The following is a 25,388-nucleotide window of genomic DNA, read 5'->3' on the forward strand; positions in this document are numbered from 1 at the left end:
CAATGTGGTGGCCTTCCGGCGTCGTGCGGACCCCGGGGCCGAACACGGGTCGCAGGGTTAATCAGAAAAGCTAACGAACTAACTGGATGAGGTCAATCCGCTTTGGTGTGGGTCGCATTACACTCGGATCGGTGACCGCGCATGAGTCCCCAGGTCGCCCGCTGCGTAAAGATGCCGAGCGCAATCGCAGACGGGTGCTCGCGGCGGCCCGTGATCTGTTCGCGGCCAGGGGCTTGGAACCCAACCTCAACGACGTCGCCCACCACGCCGGAGTTGGGGTGGGGACGGTGTACCGGCGGTTCGGCACCAAGGACGAACTGCTCGAAGCGATCTTCGTCGACGGCCTGGACCAACTCACCGAGCTTGCCGAAGCCGGCCTGCGCCGCGACGACCCCTGGGACGGCTTTGCGTGGTTCGTCGAGCAGATGTGTGAGCTCACCGCCACCGACCGCGGCCTTCGGGAGATCGCGTTCAGCAAGACATACGGCGGCGATCGAGTGATCGCGGCGCAGGAACGGCTCGGTCCGATAGTCGCGAAACTGGTTGAGCGAGCCCAACTCGCCGGGAGCCTGCGTGCGGACATCTCGGCCACCGACATGCCGATCATCAGCCTGATCGGCGGCATGGTCAGCGAGTTCGCGGGACACGTCGACAACCATCTGTGGCGTCGGTTCACCGCGCTGCTGCTGGACGGGATGCGCTGCAGCAACAGTAATCCGCCGTTGCCGGTGCCCGCGCTGGACGATCAGGGTCTCGACGCGGCGATGCACGCCTGGGAGCCCTAGCTTTCCGCTCGGGCCGGGCGCGAAAGCGCGGTTTCATCCGCGACTCGCCGTCGGGGCGGATAAAGCCGCACGCTCGGCGGACCCGAGGTGAACCCGCCGCCCGAAACTGGTGAATAGACACCCCTACGGCGGCCAGTAAGCTCTGGTTCAAAGTTTGCTGAGGGGAGCTGATCGTGTTCGTCGACGTCGAGCAGATGCGTGCCGGGGCCAACAAGTCCTACGCCGCCTCCGGGTTCGCCGACGAGGGTGTCCACGCGCTGTCGCGGGGGCGGGTGGGATCCGGGATGTTCGGCGACTTCGCCGCGGCCGAGCTGTTTCAGACGGCGGTCAGCGGGGCGCACAGCCAACACGTCGACAAGCTGCGCAACCAGGAACGACGCCTCGGGGTGCTCGGCGACAAAACGCACGTCACGGCATCGTGTTTCGTTGACATGGAACGACGGAACACCGAAGCCCTCGAAGCGGTCCAGTGGTCGCTTACCCAAGGCTGACCCACATCGACGTCGGCGCGCTGATCGCCGAAGTGGGCGGCGACCCGTGGCAGGTGATGGCCACCCTGGAAGCCGGTGACCCCGGCCAGATCTCCGAGCTGGCACGAGCGTTCTACGAAGCCGGCGCGTGCGCCGAGGAAACCAAGAACGAGTTCAAGGCGGCCACCGAACGCTTCCACGACTCGTGGAACCGGGAGAACGGCGAGCACCCCATCAACGACTCCGCCGAGGTGCACCGGGCCCAGACTCAGCTGTTCGTCCAGGCCGAACAACTCCCCCACATCGGCATCGACCTGCAGAACATCGCGGCCGATCTGGCCGAGGTGCAGCGCATGGGCAGCCTGAACATCGACAGCCTCAACGAGTACCTGGTGCAACTCGACGAGTTGATCGGCGCCGCGCTCGACGCGGACATGGACACCGACGGGTTCGAGAAACGCGCGATCGAGAAGACGAGCGCCACCCTCGGCGCCGTCGAGATCTACCGCGACAGCTATTCCGGAAAACTTCAAGAAGCGTTGACCGATCTGCGACACAAGCACGGATACGATCCGGCGGCCATCGACGATGTCGACGGTGACGGCGTACCGGGCGCCGAACAGCGCGGACAGTCCGCAACCGAGCACTACGACGCCAACCAGCGCGTCAAGGACGAAGAATTGGTCAATGCACCCGGCGAGATGACCCAGGGAAAGGCCGACGCGGCGGGACGTCTGCGCGACTTCGCCGCCGTCAACGACCCCGGCGCCACCCCGGAGGCACGGCGTCTGGCCGGCGAACGCCTCGACGACTTCCGGATGGCCAACTTCGTCGGACCGCTGCCGAAGGACCCGATGCTGGGCGGCGACGCCCGAACCCGCGCACGGCAGCGCCTGGACATGCAGCGCCAACTCGAATCGGGTCGGGTCCATCTGGGCGACGGCCAGTACCACGAAGTCGGCTCCATGACGCCCGACCAAGCCACCGAAACCCTCAACAGCGGTGAGCAATTCGCGCGTGTCACCGCGACGAGGCAGGCCTTCACCTTACTCACCGTCAACGGGATGTCTCCGGACGGCGCCAAGCAAGTCATCACGAACCTGTTGAACGGCACGGGTCGCCTCGCCACTGGAGCCGAGGCCTACGGCGACGCCGTGCCCCAGGGCAAACACGCGTTGGTTACCGGTTTGTCCCCGGATGATGCAAAGGTGTTGGCGAAGTACGCTGGCCGCCTCGTGAGGGTGACCGATTTGATCCAGTTCGGCATGGCCTTTGACGACTGGCAGAACGGCGGCAGCAACGAGGACTTCGGCCGAAGCACCGGCACTCTCCTTGGCGGCATGGCAGGGTCTTACGGTGCCACGCTGGCCGCGGGTTCATTCTTCGGCCCGGTAGGCACTGCCGTCGCCGCGGTAGGCGGACTGATCGTCGTCGGAGCTGCTGGTGGAAAGATCGGCGGCGGCGTGGGCAGCCTATTCGATCCCGCGCTGCTCAGTGGTGGCGGCGGAAGGAGTTGGTAGATGGCGAACACCTCGAACGACTTCTCAGCAGTCCTGGGCTACCTAGGTATCGCGGCGCTGGTGCTCGGTGGGGTGCTCAGCACTTTCCCGCTGTGGAAGTCAGCGACACTGTCGCCCGACTCCATCGAACGCCGTGTGTACTGGACTAGCACCACACTCGCGATCCTGTTGTTCTTTCTCTCGGCATTGCCGAATTGGCGGGCCGGCTTGTTCGTTTCGGTCGCGGCGGCGTCGGTTGTCGTGGCGGTCGCCCTGCGGTGGACCAACCACGTCAAAGTCGGAGGGCGCATCTACGGCACACGTCGAAACCGAGGCGCAGACCGTCCTCCCGCGCTGGCACCAAGGCACAATGACGGCTGAACCGCTCAGCTCGGCTCGCGCACGGTGCGTTGCCGCATCCCGCCCAACAATGCCACCAGCACGCCGACCACGACCAGACCGATGCCCGCGGCCAGCGCGATGTTGAGCCACTGATGCATGCTGTCGGTCGCGTGCCGGATCAACGCATCGGCAATCTTGCGGATGTCAGCGCTGGTCTCCGCCAATGCCGCATCGACATAACGCCGGCCCACCTCTAGGCCCGCCCAGCCCGCCGCGCCCACCAAAAGACCTGATATCCCCAGGGCAGCAAGGGTTTTACCGCGTGATCGGGACGTGGCCAGCGTAAGCAAGGCGAGAACGGCCGCCAGCACCGTCGCACCCACGCTCACCCACGGCCCCCAGGTGGCGACGACACGCAACTGGCCCGGTCGAATCGAATCCGGCGCGTTCTGGGTCAGCGGCACCGGCAGCGTCGAGGGCACCGCGATGTCGAATCGCTCGAGCGTCGCGCTGAACGAGCGATCCTGGAGCATCGGGGCCAGGTCGACCACCCAACGCCCCTGTGGATCCTCCCCCGAGGACACGGTGTCGGTGAACATCCAACGGTGCGCAAACCGGTTGGCCTGGGCGAACTGGGCGGGGAACGCCGATCCCGACGTATACGCCGATGCCACGTCGCGCAGCAGGTCCTGGTCGCCGGTGTAACCGAGGGCCACCACCTGCGTCGCCAATTCCCCGGCCACCGCCTGCTGCAGCGCTGGATCGGCGGCGGCCCGTTCGGTGAACGCGGCGTATCCGTCGATGTCGACCAGGTTGGTCTGGGCCCAGGCGGTCGGCAGCGCGACCGCCAGCGCCACTGTGGCCAACAGCCACAGCAATGCCGTGAGTACGAACCGCATGGGCCCCTCCCCGCTTCTTGTCGCACTCGAACTTACCGAGCACGGCCCGCACGGCGTCGGCCCGGCCGCACTTCGCGAAATTTCCGGGTTGCTGTCATTCACGGTGCGCGACGGGTGCGCCTGGAACCGACCCTGAGATGCCACGCCTACCGACCGGGCGCTGCGGCGCCGGCATGAGCGCACGATCCGGTCACATCGCCATGAACCGACCCCCATGCACCTGCGCATTCAGCGCGATTGTCGTCCACGTCAACCCCAAATACGTTGGGGCGTAGCGATGCAACCGTGCGGACCTCAAATAATAAATTCATACCCGCGCAGAGTCGGCGGCAACCCTTAGCTATGGCCTGATCGGCGCGCAACGTACGTCTGGTTGGCCCAATTTTCGTTGTGTACGGTCCCCCGTCATGGCGTCAACAGCACACCTGACAGTGAGTAACTCGCTTTCCGAAATCTTTTGCGATGACCTGAATATCAATTCAAACCGGATCAACCGGGACTCCCGACTGGTGAACGATGTCGGGCTGGACTGGCTGGGCTTCGCCATCGCGGCCGCAGCGATCGAGGCCAAGCTCAACATCATTCTGACTGAGCAGGACTTCGTGGGCGCCAACACAATCGGCGAACTCGATGACATTCTGGATGCGAAAACCGGTGGGGGAATCCGATGAGTAGGCTCGTTGAACACATGACGTCGGCACTGACGTCGTCACCTCACGACGTGCACGTGCTCGGTCCCGACAACGAGTCGTGGACAGCGCACTCGTGGGGTGAAGTGCACGTTCGTGCCGAGAACTTCGCCGAGGCCATACACGACCACGGTCCGGCGGAAGCCGTTGCGCTGATTGGTGAACCGAGCATCGAACTGTTATCGGCGATATTCGGCAGCTGGTTGGCCGGCGCCAGCGTGGCACTGTTGCCCGGGCCCGTGCGCGGCGCCGATCCAGCGCAGTGGTCCCAAGCCACGCTGAACCGCTGTCGAGACATCGGGGTCTCATCGGTGTACAGCCATGGTGCGCGACTGGCTGACCTGCAGTTCAGCGATGCCCGCGGTCATGTGCACGATGTCAGCGCCCTCGCCCATCCGCGTCGTTCGACCACGCTGCGCCCAGCCTCAACCGAGCGTCCGGCGATCTTGCAGGGCACCGCCGGTTCCACCGGGACTCCGAAGACCGCCCGACTTTCTCACGAGGCCGTGTTGGCCAATGTCAGTGGCATCACCGAGCGGGTGGGCATGCACCGCGACCGCGATTGCGGCCTTTCCTGGTTGCCGCTCTATCACGACATGGGTCTGATCTTCCTGCTGACCACCGCGATGTCGGGGTTGCCCGCGTGGCAGGCACCCACCTCGGCGTTTTCCGCCATGCCGTTCCGCTGGCTCGGCTGGCTCGACCACAGCCGCGCGACCCTGACCGCGGCACCGAATTTCGCTTACAACGTGCTCGGAAAGTACGCCCGCCGGTTGCCCGATTGCGACCTCAGTGCGGTGCGATTCGCCCTCAACGGGGGCGAACCCGTGGACTGCGCCGGCATGGTCCGGTTCGCGTCGGAACTGGGCCGGTTCGGCTTCGACGGGGGCGCGCTGTCACCGGCCTACGGGATGGCGGAGTCCACCTGCGCGGTGTCGATCACCCCGCCCGGCGACGGCCTGCTGGTCGACGAGGTCCGCGTTGACACCGCGGAGGGCGAGAAAGTGCAACGGCATGCCATTCTCGGTAACGCCGTGCGGGGCATGGAAATTCGGATCGAACCCGTGGACTTTCCCGTTGCCGAGGCCGCGGGGCGCGACGCGGGTGAGGTCCAGGTCCGCGGCGAGTCGATGATGACCGGCTATCTCGGCGATGCACCGCATGACGCCACGAGTTGGTTCGGGACCGGCGATCTCGGCTATTTCACCGACGACGGACTTGTGGTCTGCGGACGGGTCAAGGAACTCATTCACATCGCGGGCCGCAATGTGTTTCCCAGCGAGATCGAACGGATCGCCGGCCAGGTACCCGGTGTGCGCGAAGGCTCCGTGGTCGCGGTCGGGTCGGCCGAGAAGAGCGCCCGTCCGGGACTGGTCATCGCCGCAGAGTTCCGTGGCGGCGACGAGGAAGAAACCCGAACCACGCTGGTGCGCAAGGTGGCTTCCGAATGTGGCGTGGTGCCCGCCAAGGTGCTGTTCGTGGAGCCGGGGACGCTGCCGCGAACGTCGTCGGGCAAGTTACGCCGGCTCGAGGTCCAGCAGACCTTGGTGGCCGATCGCGGCTAAGTACCTGAGGGCGCGATTCCGCGTAGGTAGGCGGCCTGACCCAGATGCTGTGCGCAGTCGTCGATCACGCTGACCAACCGCACACTGGCGGTCACCGGCGGATCCCAGTTGTCGTCGACGACGCGCGCCAGCTCGCCATCGGTGAGGGTGTCGACGTAGTCGAGCGTCATCGCGTGCACGGCACGGTAATACCCGGCGAGTAATTCCGCGCTGGCGCGGACCTTGCCGACGTCGGCGCTGGAGTGCCCGTAGCCCATGGCGTCGCGCGGCAGGTCCAGTCCGAATCGGTCGACCCAGCCTTGCGCGGTCCACACCTGCTCCACGCCGGCGATGTCGGCGACCTGGAGATCCTGGCCGCGGGCGCTGTGCCAGATCAGCCAGGCGATGCTGTTGGCCTCCGGGGTCGGGCGGTAGAACGAAACCTCGTCCGTGAGCCCGTCGGTCAGCTCGTCGGAATGCTCGACAAGCCGAGTGAATGCGTCGCGCAACAGTTCCTGCACCGGTGCGTTAGGGGTGTCTGTCATGGCATCGACGCTACGCCGGACTACCGCGATGGTCGACGCAAACGCAGCCCCACCGAGTGGGCAACGAGATAGCAGACGGTGAAGATCCCCGCCGACATCACCGTGACGAGGCCGAATTGCAGGTATTGGCCGCGTGCGATCCGTTGGCGATGCATACCGTCGCCGAGCCCGACTACTGCCGCGGGAACGGTGAGAATGAACAACCCCAACAGGCCGTAACCCAACGATTCGCCGTCGATCAGATACCCCAGCATGTTTACTGATCCGATCCAGATGGCAAAAACGGAAAGCCACCACACCTTTGAAGCAGAGGTTCGCGGAGTGTAGGGGTCTTTGCCATCCCCGCTGACTGGCAGATCTTCCACGCTGTCAAACGCGATGACTCGATCACCGATCTTTATCAACTGCGTACGAAAGTAAGCGGGAAGCACTAAGCAAAAGACACAGAGCCCCGCCACGATCAGCCCAGTGCTGGCATTGGGAAGTGCAGCAATAAAGGCACAGGCTGCCGCTGAAAAAGTTCCACCCCAATAGATTTTGCGCTGCCTTGATAGGTCACCTCGGCTGCCATGGGGGATGACGGTTAGCGCGATACACGCCATTGTCAATACATAAAAGATCAGTGTGTGCGGCCGTTCGTTAGCTAGTTCGACTAGACCCCGCGTGTGGATGCTTACGGAATCGGCAAGAATCACTTCTTGATCCATTCGATAGTCTTTTCCACCGCGACTTGACCGCCGAACGCGCCCGCTGTCCCAAACACCAGAGCACCCACAAAGGCGCCCGGGGGCCCGGCCGCTGCTCCTCCAACCGAGGCGCCATAGGGAGCCAGCGCCCATGCGCCGGCTACCGCGCCCCCAGTTTCGGCCGCCACCTCAACAGGCGACCGATCATTGACGAAAATATCGTAGAGGCCTACGCCCAACGTGAGCGCGCTACTGACGCGTCCCATCCGTCTGCCAACGTCGCTCAACGCCCGGATATCCGCCTCGCTGAACGCAACCCCTGGACCCCAGTGGCGGCCGTTCGGAAGCAGTTCCGAGAATTCGTTCACTGCGTCCTTGCCGGCCCCGAACACCTTGCTCGCCGCGTTCGCCGCATCCAGATACTCCTGCGGCATCGCGCCCCGGGAAATCCCGTCGACCATGGCCCGCGCCCCATCCGGCGATACCCCGCAGTCTTGTAATTGCTGGTACAGCTTGGTCAAGACGTTGGCCCGATCCCGAACTTCCATATCGTTCATCAACCGCGTCGCATCATCAGCTGACATGTCCAACGGACTCCACGGCAGCTGACCGTCCTGGAGTTGACGCTGCAGTGTCAGACGCGTCCGGGCCCGGTCGCGCATATCCCCGCCCATCACCGTGTCTCGGGGCACCGGGCCGATCGAGTGGACCAGGTTGAAGTCTGCCAGCCGACTGCCCGCCAGGCGCGCGGCCTCGTCCTGCTCCCGGGCATCGCCGTAGCGCGCCGCGCCGTTGGCGGGATCGGTCACGCTTTGGTAGTCGTCAAGTCGGCGGTCGGCGGCAATCTGACCCATCGTCCAGTGCAGATGTCCGTGTGGATTCAGCCGCCGCGCCTCGTCGGCGACGGCCTGATCCTTGGCGAGCTGACCGGAGCGCTCGTACTCCGCCGCAGCTTCCTGCGGCGTATCCCCTGGCGTCCCGTCGGACCCGTCGATGGCTGCCGGGACATACCCGGCCCCCATCATTTCCGTTTCGGCGCCTTGGAGCACCACGATGTAGGCCCCGCGGGTGTAATCGACCTGCAACAGTGCGGCTTTGGTGAGCTGCTGAGCCTCGCCGATGAGCTCCGAAGCACGGAACGGCAGCTCGTTCACAACCGCACCGATCTCACCGTCGATGTCGTGCAGGTCGGCATTGAGATCCCGGATCGTGGCAGCACTGTCCCGCTGCGCCGTCGCCAGCGCAGCAGCGGTCTGCTGCAACGCCACCGCGATCTTGGCCAGCGCGTCCGGCTGCCCGCCCAGAGCGGCGCTGACCTTCTGCACCTCCGCGGCGTCGTTGATCGGATGCTCGACGGTGTCCTCCCGGTCCCAGGACTCTTCGAACTGCCGCTTGGCGATGTTGAACTGTTCATCGGCGTCCTTGAGGTGCCCGGCAGCCTCCCGGAACGCGTCTGCCAATCCGCTGATCTCCCCCGGGTCGCCCTCCTGCAGTTCGCGGTCGGCCTCCCACGGGTCCCCACCGGCGGCCGCGACCAGCGTCGCGGTATCCAGCCAGCGCAAATTGGGCTTGCTCATGCCCGCCCCCGCAATCCCCGCATCCGCACGCGGGAAAATCTACCGTCTGGACGAGAGACCACAACTCACCTTTTCCGAGCTGCGCATTCCGTGCAGAGAACAAGTGAATTGCGCCGGCCCAGCTAACCTCGATAATGGACTCATGTACGTCAACACCGCGGGCTTGCGCGCCGGGGGCACCGGCTCGTACAACTCCGCCGACCACGCGCATCAAAGCGCAGGCACGCTGTCCCGCACTGCGGTGACGTCGGGAATCTTCGGCACCTTCTCCGAGGCCAAAGCTTTCGGGCGAAGGGTCCTCGGCGTTCACTCACACCATGTGGGCCTGATCGAGCACCACACCGAGCAGCTCGGCAAGATCGGCGACCACGCCCGCTGCGTGGCCACGGGCTTCGACGACATGGAACGGCGCAACGAGGCGCAGATCCGCGCCGTCCGCGACGCGTTCTAAGCCGAAACTCCGCCGTGGAAGACGGCCTCGACGTTGTTGCCGTCCGGGTCGCGCACGAAGGCGCCGTAGTACTTGTCGTGATACTCGGGCCACAGCCGTGGTTCGTGCAACGACTCCGCGCCCAGGTCCAGCGCGGCCTCGTAGAACGCGAGCACCGCGTCGGCGTCGGCGGCCTGAAACGCGATGTGCACCTCGCGGTTCGGCCCATCGACGGCACCGGCGGCAGCATCGCCGATCCAGAACGCCGGGTGCCCGTCGCGGCCGTAACCGATGGCCACCTGATAATCCAGCTGTCGGCTGTAGCCGAGCACCCCGAGCACCCGGTCATAGAACTCCTGCGCGCGGGCCCAGTCCCGGCAGTTTATTCCGAAGTGATCGATCATCGAATCACCGTACATTTGGGGCATGACAAACGTCGCCCCCTTCGATCTCGTCATCCGCAACGGCACCGTCGTCGACGGGTTGGGCAATCCAACTCAGGTGGCCGATGTCGCCGTCCGGGACGGGGTGATCGCTGAGGTGGGCACGGTCACCGCCCCGGGCACGCGCGAGATCGACGCCGACGGCCTGCTGGTCACGCCGGGTTTTGTCGATCTGCACACGCACTACGACGGGCAGGCGATCTGGAGCGACCGGCTCACGCCCTCGTCCGCGCACGGGGTCACCACCGCGGTGATGGGCAACTGCGGGGTCGGGTTCGCGCCATGTCGGCCGGCGGACCACGCGGTCCTCGTCGACGTGATGGCCGGGGTCGAGGACATCCCCGGAGTGGTGATGGTCGACGGTCTGCCGTGGACCTGGGAGACGTTCCCCGAGTTCCTCGACGCGCTCGACGCGCGACGCCGGGACATCGACGTGGCCGCGTTCCTGCCGCACTCGCCACTACGGGTGTACGTGATGGGCCGGCGCGGTGTCGACCTGGAGGCGGCGAGCACCGAGGATCTGGCCCTGATGCGCAAGCTGGCGGCCGAGGCCGTTCAGGTCGGCGCGTTGGGGTTCGCGACGTCGCGCTTCACCATTCACAAGACCGAGAGCGGGCGACCGATCCCCAGCTACGACGCCGGCCACGCGGAGATCGAGGCAATCGCCCAGGGCATGGTCGACGCCGGCGGCGGACTGATTCAATTCGTCCCCGACCTGGTCGCCGGCGACTATCAGCCCGTCCTGCAGACGGTCTTCGACGTGGCCGCCGACGTCGGCCTCCCGGTGACGTTCACGCTCGCCATCGGCAACGCCGGACCGCCGTTCTTCCGGGACGCCTTGGCCATGGTGGAGAAGGCCAACGCCGACGGCGGGGACATCACCGCACAGATCTATCCACGTCCCATCGGTCTGGTGCTGGGCCTGGAACTCTCGGGCAACCCATTCGTGCTGTATCCGAGCTACCAGGAAATCGCCCAACTGCCGCTGCCGCAGCGAGTGGCAGAGATGCGGAAACCAGAAGTGCGGCAACGTATTCTGTCCGACAGTCCGGGCGAAGGGCATCCGCTGATGTTCGCCGCGCAACTGTGGGATTGGATGTTCCCGCTGGGAGACCCGCCGAACTACGAGCCGGACCCCGCCGACAGTATCGGCGCCCGGGCGCGCGCTCGCGGCGTCAGCCCGCTCGAGGAGGCCTACGACCGCGTCCTCGACGACGACGGGCACGCGATGCTGCTGGTGACGCTGGCCAACTACCGCGACAGTTCCCTGGACACCGTCGCCGAACTGATCCGCCGCGACGACGTGGTGCTGGGTCTGGGCGACGGCGGGGCGCACTACGGCATGATCTGCGACGCGTCGTTCCCGACCTACATGCTGACGCACTGGGTGCGGGACCGCGCCGCGGCCCGGCTGTCGATCGCCGATGCGGTGCGCGAGCTCACCTCGGTGCCCGCGCGCGTCGCCGGGTTGCGCGACCGCGGCCGGATTGCCAAGGGCTACAAGGCCGATCTGAACGTGATCGATGCCGAACGAATCCGGCTGCATCGGCCCGTGGTGGTCCACGATCTGCCCGCCGGCGGCCGCCGCCTGGACCAGACCGCCGATGGGTATGTGGCGACCATCGTCGCCGGCGAGGTCATCGCCGAAAACGGTGTTCCCACCAACGCCCGGCCCGGCAAGCTCATCCGCGGCCGCCAACCCGAACCCGAAGGGGCAGCATGAGTTCCGCGGTAGATCTGATCCGCCTCACCGAGGCGTTGTCCGGGTTCGATCAGGCCTTCCTGATCACCACCGGCGACGGCGGAAAACCGCACACCGTGATGATCGAACCCGTCCTGGTCGACGGCGTCCTCGACGCCGGTGCGGTGGGCGATCGCACCACCACCAACGTGGCCCAGCACGCCGACGTCACGCTGCTGTGGCCCCCGCGTGAGCCCGGCGGTTACGCGCTGCTGGTCGACGGCCGCGCCGAGCCCGCCAAAGGCGGTGCGCTGCGGGTGGTCCCGACCAAGGCGCTGCTGCACCGCAAGGCCGCACCCGGCTCGCCGGCCGCCGAAAGTGGCTGCCTGCACGACTGCGTCGTGTTCAAGGCCTAGCCGTGTCCAGAGTCAGACCCCACTGCTCCAGGTAGGGCTCCACCAGCGTCGCCACCACCCCCACGTCCGATACGGTGCCGTTGACGATTCCCACCGCTGTGGCCGATCCGTCGCGTTCGAGCCGGTACACGGGACTGCCGGAGTCGCCGGGTTGCGCGGTGGCGGTGAAGAATGCCAGGTTCTCCATGGCCTGCCGCGAACGGGCCGCATGCAGAGTCAGCGAAAAGTTGCCGCACTGCCGGCCGCTGATTCTGCCGTCGAAACACAACGTGTCCTCGGGGAGCAGCGTAGTGGTGACCCCTCTGACGCGGCGCTCGGCCAAAATCCATCCGTCACGCTGCAGTTCATCGTCGTGGAGCCGGATCGCTGCGATGTCCGGCCCCCATTCGCCCTCGTGCACCGAATGCGCGAACCGCCCGATCTTGCGGAGGTTGCCCTCGGTCCGATGGGACATCGTCACGCCACCCCCCCTGTCGCAATGCCCGGCGGTCAACGCGTAATGCGCCCCGTCGGCGCCGATGGCAAGGAACCCGAGAGTGCAAGCCTCGACGACGCGACCGAAAGAATCTTCGACATCGATTCCGATGCCGGGAGCGATCGCCGTGGCGGCAGGCGCGGGCTTCGATGCGTATCCGAGTACGAGGGCCACGCCCGCGGCCAGGCCGTACACCACGACGGAGAACACCCAGCCCGTCCGCCGGCCCCGGCCTGCAGCGTCACGGTTTGTCACAGCGGTAATGCTAAGTGGCAACCGCATCGGCCGTGCGCACCCTGACGGTCTCACCGTCGCGACCGGCCCGCGCGCCGCAACGCCGCAGTGCCTGGTCCAGTTCGGGGCCCGGCGGATTGTGGTGGCTCAGATGCACCGCGATGACATCGGTCTCGTCGTGGACCGCACCGGATTTGCGCAGGTCGGCCAGCGTGTTCTCGAACGCCGGAAGGTCATGGTGGTCGGTGCCGTGGTCGGTCTTGCGACCGAAGGTCTGCTCCAGGAACACCGCGCCGAACGCCGCGCCCGCGATGGCCTCGGACGTCTCGACCGGCAGTGGACCGGTGTCGGTGGCCCACAATAACCTTGCGCCCGAACTGGATACGTCGTACAACACCGCGGCATCGCCGCTGCGGACCCCCGTGTGCGCGGCGGCCAGCACTCGCACGGTGTAGTCGCCCCGGGGGCCGGCCAAGGTCAACTCGTCGCCGGCGTGCACCGTACGCAAGACAATGGGATCGGCCGGCCCGATCCAGTCGCGGCACTGGTCCAGCACCTCCGGCGGCCCGAACACCTCGAGCGGCCGCGCGGGCCCCGCCCACTGCCGCATGACCAGCGCGGCGGGTCCGACATGGTCGAAATGACCGTGGGTGAACAGGATTTGGCGCACACCGGCGAGGTTGCGACCCAGCCGCAGCGCGGCCCGCGGGGCCTCCGGTCCGCAGTCGAGCATCAGAGCGTCGTCGATCAGTGCGGCGGTCTGTCCCCGAATCTCCCCCGCTGCCAGCGCCCACCGACAGGAACGACAGTCGCAGAACGGGCTGGGCCAGCCGTCGGCGCTGCCGGTGCCCAACAGCAGCAGTTCCATCAGCGCCGCCGGCCCCGCACCGGCAGCACCGCGATGTCGCCGTCACGGTCGACAACGGTCACCTTGGCCTGGTAGACCTGCGCAATCCGTTGCGCGGTAAGCACTTCAGCCGGAGTCCCATCGGCGACGATCCGGCCCGCCTGCAGCATCACCATCCGGTCGGCGTACTGGCCGGCCAGTGTCAGATCGTGCATCGCGGCCACCACGGTGAGGCCGTCCGCGTCGCGCATCTGCTCGACGAGCTCGAGCACCTGCTGTTGATGACCTACGTCCAGGGCGCTGGTCGGCTCGTCCAGGATCAGCACCGAGGGCTGTTGGGCCAACGCGCGGGCGAGCACCACCCGCTGCAGTTCGCCGCCGGAGAGTTCGGTGACCGGACGATGGGCGACGTCGTGCAGATCCAGTCGCTCGATCGCGTCGCGCACCACCTGCCGGTCGGCGGCCGACGGCATCCCGAACCGAGGAATGTGCGGGGTCCGTCCGAGGGTGATCAGTTCGGTGACGCTGACCCCGTCGGGCACCGTGGGCCGCTGCGGCATCAGGGCGACCACCGCGGCGATCTGCGGGCGCCGCACCGTCTGCGGGTCCAGTCCCGCGACCCGCACCGTGCCCGTCAGCCGCGCCTCGGAACCCGCCGGGATCAGGCCGGCCAACACGTGCAGCAGCGTGGTCTTGCCCGCCCCGTTGGGCCCGACCACGCTGACCCATTCACCGCCGGCCACCGTCAGATCGACCGCTTGGAGCACCGTCTTGTCCCGCCGGACGACGGTCAGGCCGGTGCAGGTCACTTGCGGTTCGGAGGCGGTCACGACATGCTCCGGCTGCGGCGCAGGACCATCAGGAAGAACGGCGCTCCGATGGCCGCGGTCACCACGCCGATGGGCAGCTCCGCCGGGGCCAGCACCCACCGCGCCAGCACGTCGGCCAGCATCAGGAAGGCCGCCCCGAACAGCACCGACAACGGCAGCAGCAGCCGATGGCCGGGCCCGACCAACAACCGCACCGCGTGCGGCACCACGATGCCGACGAAACCGATCAACCCACTGACACTGACCACCGCGGCCGTTCCCAGCGTCGCCACCGCGACCAGCAGCAGCCGCACGCGCCGCGGATCCACCCCCAGGCTCGCCGCCTCGATGTCGCCGACGGCCATCACGTCGAGGATCCGGCCGAACAACAGGATCACCACGATCGTCACCACCACGTACGGCAGGGCCACGCTCACCTCGGTCCAGCCGTTGGTGCTCAACCGGCCCAGCAGCCAGCTGTACACCTGGCGCATGGAGTCGTCGTAACGCTGCTGCAGGAAGGTCTGACCGGCGTTGGCGAACGCGGCCACCGCAACCCCGGCCAGGATGATGACCACCTCGGTCCGGCCGCCGCCCACCCCGCGGCCCAGCAGGTAGGTGGCGGTCACCGCCAGCACCCCGCCGGCGAACGCGGCAATGGGCACCGCGAAAGTGGTTGCCGCCATGCCGAATACGATCATTGCGGTAGCGCCGAGGCCCGCACCGCTGGACACCCCCAGCAGGTAGGGATCGGCCAGCGGGTTGCGGAACACCCCCTGATAGGCGGCACCGGCGATGGCCAACGTGGCCCCCACCAGGGCGCCGAGCACCACCCGCGGCAGCCGGATCTGCCACAGCACCGCCTGCTGGGCGACGGTGAGCCCGTGCTCGACGTCGACTCCGGGGAGTCCGTCGATCAGCGCGAGCAGCACGCCCCGTGCGGGCAGGTTGGCCGGCCCGACGAAGATCGCGAGCACGGCGGCGCCGACCACGGCGATTACCGCCGCGGTCACCACCCACGCGCGGCGGGTCTCAGTTGGGCGCCGGGACAGCTTGGACCTCAGCGACCACGGCGCCGATCCGCTCGACGGTGTCGACGACGCGCGGACCCCAGCGGCTCGCGACGTCGGCGTCGAGTTCATAGATGCTGCCCGTGCGGACGGCGGCCACCTCGCCCCAGCCGGCGCGGTCCGCCACCGTTCGGGCGGTCACGCCGCAGCACTGCACGTCGGCCAGGAAGATCAACTCCGGATCGGCCGCGACGATGAATTCCTCGGACAGCTGCGGGTAGGCATCCGCGTCGCTGTCGTCGGCGATGTTGGTCAGCCCGAACAGTCCGTAGAGCTGCCCGATGAACGATGCGCCGGTCGCGGTGAACAGCGTCGGGTCCAGCTCGTGGTAGTAGCGCAGTTGGGCCGGCGGCGTGTTGTCGACGACCTCGGCGATCTGCCGACGCATGTGGGACACCAGTTCGGCGGCGTCGCCGATGCGACCGGTCGCCGCGCCGATCTGCTCGATCTGGGCATACGCGTCGTCGACCGTGGTGGGAGCGGGCTGGGACAGCAACGCAATCCCCGCGGCCTCCAGGCCGGCGACGAGGTCATCCGGGGCATCGGCGGTGATCACCAAATCGGGCTGATACGCCACGATCGCCTCGACGTTCGGGGTGTAGCCGGACAGGTCCTGCTGGGTCGGGGCATCGGCCGGATAGTTCGATTCGCCGTCCACGGCGATCACCTGTGGGCCCGCGCCGATCGCCCACAGCGTCTCGGTCGCCGAGGGACTCAGCGAGACCACACGTTGCGGATTGTCCGGCTGTTCGGTCTGCGCGGGCTCGGCTCCGGATCCGCAGGCGGCCACCAGGCCGACCGCCAGAGCGGCGAGGGACGTTGTCAATCGACGCGCGGTGTTCAACAGAGCCAGTCCTTCGTCCGAGGAGAGTACTGACCGCGGCTCAGCTGACCTGGCTTGTCCGACGCGAGCGGATGCGTCGGCGTCACAGTTGCGGGACAGCGCCGGACTGGTACCGGACTTCACTGGACACCACGGACCCGGCGGCGCCGGGTATCGGCGAGCCTATCCCACCCCGGCGGGTTCAAATCACCGCGCGTGCAACCGTGGCGCAGTCCCCCACCGCTGTGGCCTTACTAAATGACGTGACACTCATCGATGCACCCATAGCGCCCGACGACGACAAAGGCTCCGCGATCACGCCGCAGGCCCGCACGGCGCTGTGGGCCAGCCTGGTCGGCACCACCATCGAGTGGTACGACTTCTTCCTCTACGCCACCGCCGCCAGCCTGGTGTTCAACCACGCGTTTTTCCCGGATCAGTCGACGTTCGTCGGGACCATGCTGTCGTTCGCGACCTTCGCCGTCGGCTTCGTCGTCCGCCCCATCGGCGGCTTTGTGTTCGGCCACATCGGCGACCGGATCGGCCGGAAGAAGACGCTGGCGCTGACGATGGTGTTGATGGGCGTCGCGACCGCGCTGATGGGGGTGCTGCCCACCGCCGCCCAGATCGGCGTGCTGGCCCCGATCCTGTTGCTGCTGTTGCGCATCGTGCAGGGCTTCGCGCTCGGCGGCGAATGGGCGGGGGCGGTGCTGCTCGCGGTCGAACACGGACCGCCGCGGCGGCGCGGGCTGTTCGGCAGCATCCCGCAGGTCGGCCTGGCGCTCGGGCTCGCGCTGGGTACCGGGGTGTTCGCGCTGCTGCAGGTGGTGCTGCCCGATGATGCGTTCCTCACCTACGGCTGGCGGATCGCGTTCCTGTTCAGCATCGTGTTGGTGATCTTCGGCGTCGTGGTGCGGTTGCGGGCCACCGAGACCCCGGCCTTCGAGCGTGTCCGCGACAGCGGCGACCGGGCCGCGGTGCCGCTACGTGAGGTGTTCAGGCCGCCGGCGCTGCGCTCGACCGCGCTGGGCATGCTGTCGCGCTGGGGCGAGGGCGCGGCGTTCAACACCTGGGGCGTGTTCGCGATCGCCTACGCCACAAGCACATTGGGTCTGGAGAAGGTGCCCGTGCTGGTGGCCGTGACGGCGGCGTCCCTGCTGATGGCGGTGCTGCTGCCGGTGTCGGGCCTGCTGACCGATCGATTTGGCCCCAAGCGGATCTACACCGTCGGTATCGCCGCCTACGCCGTCGCCGTCTTCCCGGTGTTCGCGTTGTTCGGCACCGGCAACATGGCGTTCTACACGGTCGCCATGCTGCTGGTGTTCGGGGTGATCCACGCGCTGTTCTACGGGGCCCAGGGCACGTTGTACGCATCGCTGTTCCCGGCGCGGATCCGCTACACCGGCCTCTCCACGGTCTACCAGCTGTCCGGGATCTACTCCTCGGGCCTGACGCCGATGATCCTGACCGCGCTGATCGCCGCCGCGGGCGGGTCCCCATGGATCGCCTGCGCCTATCTGGTGACCACTGCGTCGATCAGCGTCGCGGCAACCCTGGCGCTCAAACCCACACCGCTGCGCGAACTTTAGGCGCCCTCCGGACTCCGGTGGCGCGCCTCCAGCGTGGTGCGTTCGTCGGCGTTCAGCGGGGGCATGGGCCGCTCGATCCCGACGGACACGAAAAAGCCCGGCCTGCAAGGCAGGCCGGGCTTTCCCGAAATAGAGCTGGACTTAGAAGTCCATACCGCCCATGCCACCGGTCGGGTCGCCCGCGGGTGCGGACGCCTTCTCCGGCTTGTCGGCGACGACGGCCTCGGTGGTGAGGAACAGCGCCGCGATGGACGCCGCGTTCTGCAGCGCCGAGCGGGTGACCTTCACCGGGTCGGCGACGCCGGCCTTGAGCAGGTCCTCGTACTCGCCGGTGGCGGCGTTGAGGCCGACGCCCGGCTTCGAGTTGCGAACCTTCTCGGCGACAACGCCCGGCTCCAGGCCGGCGTTGAAGGCGATCTGCTTCAGCGGGGCCTCGAGCGCAACCTTGACGATGTTGGCACCAGTGGCCTCGTCGCCCTCGAGCTTGAGGTCATCGAGCGCCGGAGCCGACTGCAGCAGAGCCACGCCACCACCGGCGACGATGCCCTCCTCGACGGCGGCCTTGGCGTTGCGGACCGCGTCCTCGATGCGATGCTTGCGCTCCTTGAGCTCCACCTCGGTGGCAGCCCCGGCCTTGATCACCGCAACACCGCCGGCCAGCTTGGCCAGGCGCTCCTGCAGCTTCTCGCGGTCGTAATCGGAGTCGCTGTTCTCGATCTCGGCACGGATCTGAGACACGCGGCCGGCGATGGCCTCGGAATCCCCGGCGCCCTCGACGATCGTGGTCTCGTCCTTGGTCACGACGATCTTGCGGGCCTGGCCCAGCAGCGCGATGTCGGCGGTCTCGAGCGACAGTCCGACCTCTTCGCTGACGACCTGGCCACCGGTGAGGATCGCCATGTCCTGCAGCATCGCCTTGCGGCGGTCACCGAAGCCCGGGGCCTTGACGGCGACGGACTTGAAGGTGCCGCGGATCTTGTTGACCACCAGCGTGGACAGGGCTTCGCCCTCGACGTCCTCGGCGATGATCAGCAGCGGCTTGCCGGACTGGATGACCTTCTCCAGCAGCGGCAGCAGATCCTTGACGGTCGAGATCTTCGAGCTGACCAGCAGGATGTAGGGATCCTCCAGGACGGCTTCCTGACGCTCGGCGTCGGTCACGAAGTAACCCGAGATGTAGCCCTTGTCGAAGCGCATACCCTCGGTGAGCTCCAGCTGCAGGCCGAAGGTGTTGGACTCCTCGACGGTGATGACACCCTCGTTGCCAACCTTGTCCATGGCCTCGGCGATCAGGTCACCGATGGTGGTGTCGCCCGCGGAGATGCCAGCGGTAGCGGCGATCTGCTCCTTGGTCTCGACCTCCTTGGCCGACTTGAGCAGGTTCTCGGTGACGGTCTCGACGGCCTTCTCGATGCCGCGCTTCAGGCCGAGCGGGTTGGCGCCGGCCGCGACGTTACGCAGGCCTTCGCGAACCAGGGCCTGAGCCAGCACGGTGGCCGTGGTGGTGCCGTCGCCGGCAACATCGTCGGTCTTCTTGGCAACTTCCTTGACCAGCTCGGCGCCGATCTTCTCGTACGGGTCCTCCAGCTCGATCTCCTTGGCGATGGACACACCATCGTTGGTGATCGTGGGGGCGCCCCACTTCTTCTCCAGGACGACGTTGCGACCCTTGGGCCCCAGCGTCACCTTTACCGCGTCGGCGAGGGCGTTAAGGCCCCGCTCGAGGCCGCGGCGGGCCTCTTCGTCATACGCAATTGTCTTGGCCATTGCGAAGTGTTTCCTCCGAATAGGGGATGCACGTTCTCTTTGGTCGGGTGCAGTGCCCGCGACGGACGGCGTGGGTGTGCTCCGCAGTGCGGCCCCGCGCCTCACCGTCCCGACCTAGCACTCACGAGTCGTGAGTGCCAACTGCATTCTTAGCACTCGACCAGGGAGAGTGCAAGACAGGAGGCCGTCCAACGTGGCCGGAGATTTGCACCAGCTATGCCGCGTCGCGTCGGCCGCCGAGCAATTGTCGCCGTCGGGCTGGATTGACCGGGAGGAACCCTGCCGGCTGTCGTCCCGACGGGCCGACGGCAACGGGCGCGCGGCAGGCCTGGGAGCACGTATGCTCCGACTCGATGTCACTGATCGTGCCGCCCTATCCCCCGGCTCGCTACACCAAGGCCGAACCCGAGGTCAGCGCCTGGGTCCGGCGAGCCGACCAACCCGCCGACTACGAGTCGTTCGGGCTGGTGCAGTACCACTACTTGGCCAACCAACAGCAGACCGACGGTGACTACGGCCTGTTCCGCGTCGAGATCGCCGCCAACGGCGGTGGGCCCGGACCGCACTATCACCGCGCCATGTCCGAGGCGTTCTTCGTGCTGTCGGGTTCAGTGCAGATCTACGACGGCACCGACTGGACGGCCGCCAACCCCAACGACTTCCTCTACGTGCCGCCGGGCGGCATCCACGGATTCCGGAACGAGTCGGACACCCCGGCCTCGATGCTCATGCTGTTTGCTCCCGGCGCGCCGCGCGAGCACTACTTCGAGGGCCTGGCCCAGCTCGGTGAGCTGACCGACGATGAACGCACGCAGTGGTTCATCGATAACGACAACTTTTTCGTCTGAGCGACACGGCCAGGCGATATGCGTCGGCGGAACCCCTTGCCCTAGACTGCCCTTCGACCAGAGAGGAGTCCTAGGGTGCGGGCTGACGCAGCGCCCAGCACCCAGGCGTTGCGGGGCTGGCAACGACGAGCTTTGGTGAAATACCTGGCCGCCAAGCCGCGCGATTTTCTGGCTGTAGCTACCCCGGGAGCCGGTAAGACGACCTTTGCCCTCCGCATCGCCGCGGAGCTGCTGGCCGAACGCACAGTGGACGCCGTGACCGTGGTCGTCCCCACCGAGCACCTCAAGATCCAGTGGGCATCGGCGGCGGCCCGGATGGGCATCGCCCTTGATCCCAGGTTCAGCAACTCCAGCGCGCAGACCTCCTCGGAGTATCACGGCGTCGTCGTCACCTACGCCCAGGTTGCCAGCCACCCCACCCGGCACCGGGTCCGCACCGAGAACCGCAAGACGCTGGTGATTTTCGACGAGATCCACCACGGCGGCGACGCCAAGACTTGGGGCGATGCGATCCGGGAGGCGTTCGACGACGCGACGCGGCGCCTGGCGCTGACCGGCACCCCGTTCCGCAGCGACGACAGCCCCATCCCGTTCGTCACCTACGAGACGGACCCCGCCGGGTTCCAACGTTCACAGGCCGACCACGTCTACGGCTACGCCGACGCGCTGGCCGACGGCGTCGTGCGCCCAGTGGTGTTCATGGCCTACTCCGGCGAGGCCCGCTGGCGTGACAGCGCCGGCGAGGAGCACGCCGCCCGGCTGGGTGAGCCGCTGTCGGCCGAACAGACCGCACGGGCCTGGCGCACCGCATTGAACCCGGCCGGCGAATGGATGCCCGCGGTGATTGCAGCCGCCGACAAACGGCTGCAGCAGAAGCGCGCGCACGTCCACGACGCCGGCGGCATGATCATCGCCTCCGACCAGACCGCCGCCCGCGCCTACGCCGACCTGCTGACCAAGATCACCGGCGAGGTGCCCACTGTGGTGCTCTCCGACGAGCCGGGTTCCTCGGATCGCATCACCGCCTACTCCGAATCGACCTCGCGCTGGCTGGTGGCGGTGCGGATGGTCTCCGAGGGCGTCGACGTGCCCCGCCTGTCGGTGGGGGTGTACGCCACCAGCGCCTCGACGCCGTTGTTCTTCGCCCAGGCCATCGGGCGGTTCGTACGGTCGCGGCGGCCCGGCGAGACCGCGAGCATTTTCCTGCCGTCGGTGCCGAACCTGCTGCAACTGGCGAGCGAACTCGAGGAGCAGCGCAACCACGTGCTGGGTAAGCCGCACCGCGAATCCGACGAGGATCCGTTGGATGCCGAGTTGCGTGAACAGCGCAAGGACGAACCGGACGACCTGGATAACGGCTTCGAGATGATGGGCGCCGAGGCCGAGTTGGATCAGGTGATCTTCGACGGCTCGTCGTTCGGCACCGCGACCCCGGCCGGCAGCGAGGAGGAGGCCGACTACCTCGGCATTCCCGGCCTCCTCGATGCCACCCAGATGCGCGATCTACTCAGTCGCCGCCAGGATGAGCAGCTGCAGAAGCGCACCGCCTCGGGCGAGCTGCCCAAGGTCGCCTCCACGCACGGTCAGCTGCGTGAATTGCGCCGCGAACTCAACGCCTTGGTCTCGGCCACGCATCACAAGTCGGGCAAGCCGCACGGCTGGATCCACAACGAGCTCCGCCGTCGCTGCGGCGGACCGCCCGTCGCCGCGGCCACGCGCGATCAGCTGCAGGAGCGCATCGAGGCCGTCCGGATGCTGCACCGCGAGCTCTAGGACGCGAATCAGCGAATCATCACCAGGCAGTTGTGGGTGTTGTGCGTCCCGCAACCCTTCTTGCTGCCCGGACAGGTGTCCCGGGTGCTGCCTCGGGTGTCGAGCGTCGTGATGCACAGCAGGCTGCACACGACCCAGGTCCCGAAGAACCCGCCGGCCATTGCGGAGACATCGCTTCCGGCAAGGCGTCGAAGGGCATCCTCGTCCTGCGAGGCCAATGCCGCGGCCTCGGCGGGACTGAGGTCAAGATCGTCGAGCGCATTCTGCCAATCGTCGCGCAGTTTGTCCCGGAACGACTCATCCTTGCTCAGTTGTTCAAGTACCGCGCGCAGCGTCTGTTCGGACATTCCGAGTTCCCCCCATCAGTGAATCTCCCAGGCAGTCCGCAACCGCCCCCAAACCAGATCTGGCGCCCCCGCCGGGTCTGCGATTCGCAGCAGAAAACTGCCGACACCAGCGTATCCGAGCATGAGGTCCGGCGTTGCGGATTGACCATGCTGTAATGCATAAATTCCGGTCCGATCGTCCACGCGAAAGTCCTGCAGCTGTCGGTTGAAAGAATCAGCCAGAGAGAGCCATTCAAGATCACCGAGGCTCTGATAACAGTCGAGCATCAGATGTCCCGCTCCGCTTACCCCATGGCATATCCCGGACTGTGTCGCACGGGTCTCACGCGCCAGCAGCGCCCGCGCCGCGCCGCGCGCAACCGGCGGGTAGTCGGCGTCCGGGAACATCCCGTCCAACAGCAGAAAGAACAGCGCGATACCGCCGCTGCCGTGACATTGCGCCTGCATTCCGGGCTTGGTGTCGCCGACGAATCGCTGCCAGGCCAGCGCCGGACCGACTTCGGAATCGATCGGAACCGCCTGGGTGCCAAGGTGTCTGGCGACCGCAATCGCGGCGCGTCGATACCGTTCATCTCCGGTCACGCGCGCCAATGCCGCCAGCGCCAACCCGACGCCGGCCGACCCGTGCAGTAGCCCCAGGTAGGGCAACACCGGTCCGCCCGGAGCCGCTGAGGCAACCTCCCAATAGACGCCGTCACCGGCGGTCAACGCCTGGTCCAGGACCGGCTCGGCCAGCGTGCGGGCGTCGTCGAGGAATTCGTTCGCACCGGTGGCCGCGTGGCAGGCCAACAAGCCGAGAATCGTCCCGGCACTGCCGTACATGATGTCGATGGTGTGGCAGGCCGCGCCGCGCAACCGCCGGAGTCGCATCGCCGCGGCATCGATATATCCCGGGCAGTCCAGCAACTCGGCCAACCGCAGCAGGAAGAACGCGACACCGGCCTCGCCGTTGTGGAAGCCGTGTTGGGCCCGCCCGCGGCCCCACGCCGGCCCGCACAGCCACTGCGCCGCGCCTCGGGCGGCCACACCGTAGCGATCATTCCCCGTGACGTGCGCCAACTCAGCCAAGAACAGGCCCACTCCGGCCGCGCCGCCGTAGAGGTCGGGGCTGCGTTCGCTGTCGTCGTTCCATTCGAAGCGACGCCGCCAGCACACCCCGGCGCCGTGCTCCTCGGCCTCCTCACAAAGCGCATCGCCGACCTCGCGGGCCAGCCGCGGGGCCTGGACGCGGTCCGAATCGGATCGGTTGCCGGACAGCGGTATCGAGTACGTTATCGAGTCGCGTGCATCGCGGGAGGGGGCGACACCGGCCGCCGCGGCAGCCAGGTCCGTCCGAGCGTCCCGCATCGACCGGTACCGATCAGCGCGCTCCCACGCGACGGCACGGTCGATGACCGCCGCGATCGCCGGTGGAAACCAGGGCGCCAATTCGGTGACCGGCCGACGCGAAAAGGGTTGCAGGACCTCGTCGCCGCGATTGTCGACGGATGCCCTGCCGACCGCCAGGTAATGCAGGACCGCGCCCCACGCGAAGACGTCGTCGGCGGGATCCGGGGGTCCCAACTCGAATTGCTCGGCCGAATAGAACGGCGGTGTACCGATGCTCAGCGGCGGTTCGGTATCGCGGCGGTACTCGTAGGCGATGCCGAAGTCGATGAGCTGATAGGCCCCATCCGGGGTCTTGATCACATTGGCGGGTTTGAAATCCCGGAAGACCAGCCCGATTTCGTGGAGTCCGGCCAGTGCATCGGCAGTCGCCAGCCCGACCGCGACGAGGTCGTCCAGTTTCATCCGGCCGTCGAGCGGATCCTGTTCGGCGAGCACCGAATCGAGCGGAGTCCCGTCCAGATACTCGATCACCAGGTAGAAGTCCCCGTCGATCTCGAATCCGTCGAGGCACTGCGGCAGACCCGGACTATCGGCGTAGCGGGTGAGAATGTGCTGCTCGTTGATCGCCCAGTCGCGGGCGTCGCGGCCATACGCATCCAGACCGACGTCATGCCAGGATTCCTTGACCAGGCACAGCCGGGCCGGCCGCACCCCGACGTCGACGGCTCGAAAGACCCCGCCGCGGGCGCTTTGCGCCAGCGCATCGGTGATCAGGTAGCGGTCGTTGAGGAACCGTCGGCGCGCCGGCAGCGGCACCCGGACACCGGCGGCTTCGAATGGATCGACGATCTGGGAGTGCGGCGGGCGGTAGAAGTCGAGGCGGGTGTCGTCCGCCAGCCGTCCGGCCGGGTCGAGCAGGTCGTATGCGCCATCGGTGCGCCCGAACGCCTCGGATTCCGGTAGGCGGCGAATGGACCCGTAGCGGTAGTGGACCAGACTGCCGGGGTTCAGCGGACGGTCCGACGGTATGCGGGGGCCGCTGTGGCCCGCGGTGGCGGCATCGAGGTCGACCGCCAAGGCGACCGCGGTGGCATCGTCATGGGGGTAGACGGTGATGAACTTGCCGATTTGCGTCGTGCCGAAGGCGCTCGAGTTCATTGCTGCCAGCAGGCTCAGCGTCGACACCACCTTGAATCGGACCCCGGCGCCGAGCAGGACGTCCAGCGCGGCTTCCAGCACCGCCGGTGCCGAAAACGGCGTGGCCGAAACGTGCAGTTTCCAACCCTGGTCGGGCCACTGGCCCACCCCGAACGACTGCTGGCTGAAGAGGTCCTCGTGGATGATCCACGGGACACGACGGTCGAGCAGTTGCCGGATCGGATCCTCGGCCACCGGAATGTCGTTCCAGTCCACCTCGGATCGGCGCACCGAGCGATGCAACGCCACAGGCAATGCAAGCACGACTGGACAC

Annotated in this window: 25 protein-coding genes and 1 riboswitch; of the genes, 12 read left to right on the plus strand and 13 right to left on the minus strand. The window is 67.1% G+C overall.

What is annotated here, in order from left to right; genetic code table 11:
• The first annotated feature begins 107 nt into the window (after positions 1–107).
• From RCP80_RS20195 to RCP80_RS20210, 4 genes are all read left to right on the plus strand, one after another.
• A complete protein-coding gene (locus tag RCP80_RS20195) occupies positions 108–785 on the plus strand; it encodes a TetR/AcrR family transcriptional regulator (protein WP_373693385.1) in 678 nt (225 codons plus the stop codon).
• Between the two features lie 173 nt (positions 786–958).
• On the plus strand, positions 959–1,276 hold the full coding sequence (locus tag RCP80_RS20200; RefSeq protein ID WP_308479361.1) for a DUF2563 family protein: 318 nt from the start codon (positions 959–961) through the stop codon (positions 1,274–1,276).
• Positions 1,255–2,775, plus strand: a complete 1,521-nt coding sequence (locus RCP80_RS20205) for a putative alpha/beta hydrolase (protein WP_308479362.1) — start codon at positions 1,255–1,257, stop codon at positions 2,773–2,775. The genes RCP80_RS20200 and RCP80_RS20205 overlap by 22 nt, the downstream gene beginning before the upstream one ends.
• The gene (locus RCP80_RS20210; protein WP_308479364.1) at positions 2,776–3,135 is read left to right on the plus strand and encodes a hypothetical protein; all 360 of its coding nucleotides are present in this window, start codon (positions 2,776–2,778) and stop codon (positions 3,133–3,135) included.
• Between the two features lie 5 nt (positions 3,136–3,140).
• Here the strand turns inward: RCP80_RS20210 and RCP80_RS20215 are convergent, their stop codons facing one another.
• Positions 3,141–3,995, minus strand: a complete 855-nt coding sequence (locus tag RCP80_RS20215; RefSeq protein WP_308479365.1) for a hypothetical protein — start codon at positions 3,993–3,995, stop codon at positions 3,141–3,143.
• A 350-nt stretch (positions 3,996–4,345) separates the two neighbouring features.
• Between RCP80_RS20215 and RCP80_RS20220 the strand changes: the two genes are divergently transcribed.
• Positions 4,346–4,666, plus strand: coding sequence for an acyl carrier protein (locus RCP80_RS20220; protein ID WP_308482952.1), 321 nt, complete (start codon positions 4,346–4,348; stop codon positions 4,664–4,666).
• The gene (gene mbtM / locus RCP80_RS20225) at positions 4,663–6,249 is read left to right on the plus strand and encodes a long-chain-fatty acid--ACP ligase MbtM (RefSeq protein WP_308479367.1); all 1,587 of its coding nucleotides are present in this window, start codon (positions 4,663–4,665) and stop codon (positions 6,247–6,249) included. Before RCP80_RS20220 ends, mbtM begins: the two co-directional genes overlap by 4 nt.
• Here the strand turns inward: mbtM and RCP80_RS20230 are convergent.
• The 3 genes from RCP80_RS20230 to RCP80_RS20240 are packed head-to-tail and all read right to left on the minus strand — an operon-like array spanning position 6,246 to position 9,036.
• Positions 6,246–6,773, minus strand: a complete 528-nt coding sequence (locus tag RCP80_RS20230) for a mycothiol transferase (protein ID WP_308479369.1) — start codon at positions 6,771–6,773, stop codon at positions 6,246–6,248. The two genes, mbtM and RCP80_RS20230, sit on opposite strands and share 4 nt — an antisense overlap.
• Before the next feature lie 20 nt (positions 6,774–6,793).
• Entirely contained in the window at positions 6,794–7,480 is a 687-nt protein-coding gene (locus RCP80_RS20235) for a hypothetical protein (RefSeq protein WP_308479370.1), read from the minus strand.
• Positions 7,465–9,036, minus strand: a complete 1,572-nt coding sequence (locus tag RCP80_RS20240; RefSeq protein WP_308479371.1) for a putative alpha/beta hydrolase — start codon at positions 9,034–9,036, stop codon at positions 7,465–7,467. The genes RCP80_RS20235 and RCP80_RS20240 overlap by 16 nt, the downstream gene beginning before the upstream one ends.
• A gap of 142 nt (positions 9,037–9,178) precedes the next feature.
• Here RCP80_RS20240 and RCP80_RS20245 point away from each other — a divergent pair, with 142 nt between their 5' ends.
• Positions 9,179–9,487 (plus strand): DUF2563 family protein, encoded by a 309-nt coding sequence (locus RCP80_RS20245; protein WP_308479372.1) that lies wholly within the window; start codon positions 9,179–9,181, stop codon positions 9,485–9,487.
• On the opposite strand, the gene RCP80_RS20250 is transcribed toward RCP80_RS20245, so the two are convergent.
• Complete coding sequence (locus RCP80_RS20250; protein WP_308479373.1) at positions 9,484–9,870, minus strand: VOC family protein; 387 nt, start codon at positions 9,868–9,870, stop codon at positions 9,484–9,486. The two genes, RCP80_RS20245 and RCP80_RS20250, sit on opposite strands and share 4 nt — an antisense overlap.
• A 22-nt stretch (positions 9,871–9,892) precedes the next feature.
• On the opposite strand from RCP80_RS20250, the gene RCP80_RS20255 reads away from it, so the two are divergent.
• Together RCP80_RS20255 and RCP80_RS20260 are read left to right on the plus strand one after the other, a co-directional pair.
• Positions 9,893–11,632, plus strand: coding sequence for an N-acyl-D-amino-acid deacylase family protein (locus RCP80_RS20255; RefSeq protein WP_308479374.1), 1,740 nt, complete (start codon positions 9,893–9,895; stop codon positions 11,630–11,632).
• A complete protein-coding gene (locus tag RCP80_RS20260; protein WP_308479375.1) occupies positions 11,629–12,006 on the plus strand; it encodes a pyridoxamine 5'-phosphate oxidase family protein in 378 nt (125 codons plus the stop codon). Before RCP80_RS20255 ends, RCP80_RS20260 begins: the two co-directional genes overlap by 4 nt.
• On the opposite strand, the gene RCP80_RS20265 is transcribed toward RCP80_RS20260, so the two are convergent.
• Genes RCP80_RS20265 through RCP80_RS20285 form a run of 5 tightly spaced genes read right to left on the minus strand, consistent with a single transcriptional unit; the run spans position 11,996 to position 16,267 of the window.
• Positions 11,996–12,736, minus strand: coding sequence for a chymotrypsin family serine protease (locus RCP80_RS20265; protein WP_308479376.1), 741 nt, complete (start codon positions 12,734–12,736; stop codon positions 11,996–11,998). The genes RCP80_RS20260 and RCP80_RS20265 overlap by 11 nt on opposite strands.
• A 10-nt stretch (positions 12,737–12,746) precedes the next feature.
• Positions 12,747–13,583: an MBL fold metallo-hydrolase gene (locus tag RCP80_RS20270; RefSeq protein ID WP_308479377.1), complete on the minus strand. Its 837-nt coding sequence runs from the start codon at positions 13,581–13,583 to the stop codon at positions 12,747–12,749.
• Entirely contained in the window at positions 13,583–14,392 is an 810-nt protein-coding gene (locus RCP80_RS20275) for an ABC transporter ATP-binding protein (RefSeq protein ID WP_373693386.1), read from the minus strand. Before RCP80_RS20275 ends, RCP80_RS20270 begins: the two co-directional genes overlap by 1 nt.
• A complete protein-coding gene (locus tag RCP80_RS20280) occupies positions 14,389–15,387 on the minus strand; it encodes a FecCD family ABC transporter permease (protein ID WP_308479378.1) in 999 nt (332 codons plus the stop codon). The genes RCP80_RS20275 and RCP80_RS20280 overlap by 4 nt, the downstream gene beginning before the upstream one ends.
• A 16-nt stretch (positions 15,388–15,403) precedes the next feature.
• On the minus strand, positions 15,404–16,267 hold the full coding sequence (locus RCP80_RS20285; protein ID WP_308479379.1) for an ABC transporter substrate-binding protein: 864 nt from the start codon (positions 16,265–16,267) through the stop codon (positions 15,404–15,406).
• 43 nt (positions 16,268–16,310) lie between these two features.
• Positions 16,311–16,451: riboswitch (cobalamin riboswitch) on the minus strand.
• 85 nt (positions 16,452–16,536) lie between these two features.
• Here RCP80_RS20285 and RCP80_RS20290 point away from each other — a divergent pair.
• Entirely contained in the window at positions 16,537–17,853 is a 1,317-nt protein-coding gene (locus RCP80_RS20290; protein ID WP_308482954.1) for an MFS transporter, read from the plus strand.
• 141 nt (positions 17,854–17,994) lie between these two features.
• On the opposite strand, the gene groL is transcribed toward RCP80_RS20290, so the two are convergent.
• Positions 17,995–19,620 carry a chaperonin GroEL gene (gene groL / locus RCP80_RS20295; RefSeq protein ID WP_308479380.1) on the minus strand — a complete coding sequence of 542 codons (1,626 nt, stop codon included), beginning with the start codon at positions 19,618–19,620 and terminating at the stop codon, positions 17,995–17,997.
• Between the two features lie 353 nt (positions 19,621–19,973).
• Between groL and RCP80_RS20300 the strand changes: the two genes are divergently transcribed.
• Positions 19,974–20,468: a cupin domain-containing protein gene (locus RCP80_RS20300; protein WP_308479381.1), complete on the plus strand. Its 495-nt coding sequence runs from the start codon at positions 19,974–19,976 to the stop codon at positions 20,466–20,468.
• A 75-nt stretch (positions 20,469–20,543) separates the two neighbouring features.
• Complete coding sequence (locus RCP80_RS20305; RefSeq protein ID WP_308479382.1) at positions 20,544–22,241, plus strand: DEAD/DEAH box helicase; 1,698 nt, start codon at positions 20,544–20,546, stop codon at positions 22,239–22,241.
• Positions 22,242–22,249: 8 nt separating this feature from the next.
• Here RCP80_RS20305 and RCP80_RS20310 read toward each other — a convergent pair whose 3' ends face one another.
• Together RCP80_RS20310 and RCP80_RS20315 are read right to left on the minus strand one after the other, a co-directional pair.
• On the minus strand, positions 22,250–22,588 hold the full coding sequence (locus RCP80_RS20310) for a hypothetical protein (protein ID WP_308479383.1): 339 nt from the start codon (positions 22,586–22,588) through the stop codon (positions 22,250–22,252).
• Between the two features lie 15 nt (positions 22,589–22,603).
• A complete protein-coding gene (locus RCP80_RS20315) occupies positions 22,604–25,345 on the minus strand; it encodes a class III lanthionine synthetase LanKC N-terminal domain-containing protein (protein WP_308479384.1) in 2,742 nt (913 codons plus the stop codon).
• Positions 25,346–25,388: the final 43 nt, after the last annotated feature.

It is taken from the genome of Mycolicibacterium sp. MU0053 (genome assembly GCF_963378095.1).
GTDB lineage: Bacteria > Actinomycetota > Actinomycetes > Mycobacteriales > Mycobacteriaceae > Mycobacterium > Mycobacterium burgundiense.

Excerpts from the sequence above, each read along its gene's own strand:
- RCP80_RS20260 (WP_308479375.1), top strand. The coding sequence starts at position 11,629 with ATGAGTTCCGCGGTAGATCTGATCCGCCTCACCGAGGCGTTGTCCGGG.
- RCP80_RS20255 (WP_308479374.1), top strand. The coding sequence starts at position 9,893 with ATGACAAACGTCGCCCCCTTCGATCTCGTCATCCGCAACGGCACCGTC.
- RCP80_RS20310 (WP_308479383.1), bottom strand. The coding sequence starts at position 22,588 with ATGTCCGAACAGACGCTGCGCGCGGTACTTGAACAACTGAGCAAGGAT.
- RCP80_RS20210 (WP_308479364.1), top strand. The coding sequence starts at position 2,776 with ATGGCGAACACCTCGAACGACTTCTCAGCAGTCCTGGGCTACCTAGGT.
- RCP80_RS20300 (WP_308479381.1), top strand. The coding sequence starts at position 19,974 with ATGTCACTGATCGTGCCGCCCTATCCCCCGGCTCGCTACACCAAGGCC.
- RCP80_RS20215 (WP_308479365.1), bottom strand. The coding sequence starts at position 3,995 with ATGCGGTTCGTACTCACGGCATTGCTGTGGCTGTTGGCCACAGTGGCG.
- RCP80_RS20240 (WP_308479371.1), bottom strand. The coding sequence starts at position 9,036 with ATGAGCAAGCCCAATTTGCGCTGGCTGGATACCGCGACGCTGGTCGCG.
- RCP80_RS20250 (WP_308479373.1), bottom strand. The coding sequence starts at position 9,870 with ATGATCGATCACTTCGGAATAAACTGCCGGGACTGGGCCCGCGCGCAG.
- RCP80_RS20270 (WP_308479377.1), bottom strand. The coding sequence starts at position 13,583 with ATGGAACTGCTGCTGTTGGGCACCGGCAGCGCCGACGGCTGGCCCAGC.
- mbtM (WP_308479367.1), top strand. The coding sequence starts at position 4,663 with ATGAGTAGGCTCGTTGAACACATGACGTCGGCACTGACGTCGTCACCT.
- RCP80_RS20245 (WP_308479372.1), top strand. The coding sequence starts at position 9,179 with ATGTACGTCAACACCGCGGGCTTGCGCGCCGGGGGCACCGGCTCGTAC.
- groL (WP_308479380.1), bottom strand. The coding sequence starts at position 19,620 with ATGGCCAAGACAATTGCGTATGACGAAGAGGCCCGCCGCGGCCTCGAG.
- RCP80_RS20235 (WP_308479370.1), bottom strand. The coding sequence starts at position 7,480 with ATGGATCAAGAAGTGATTCTTGCCGATTCCGTAAGCATCCACACGCGG.
- RCP80_RS20230 (WP_308479369.1), bottom strand. The coding sequence starts at position 6,773 with ATGACAGACACCCCTAACGCACCGGTGCAGGAACTGTTGCGCGACGCA.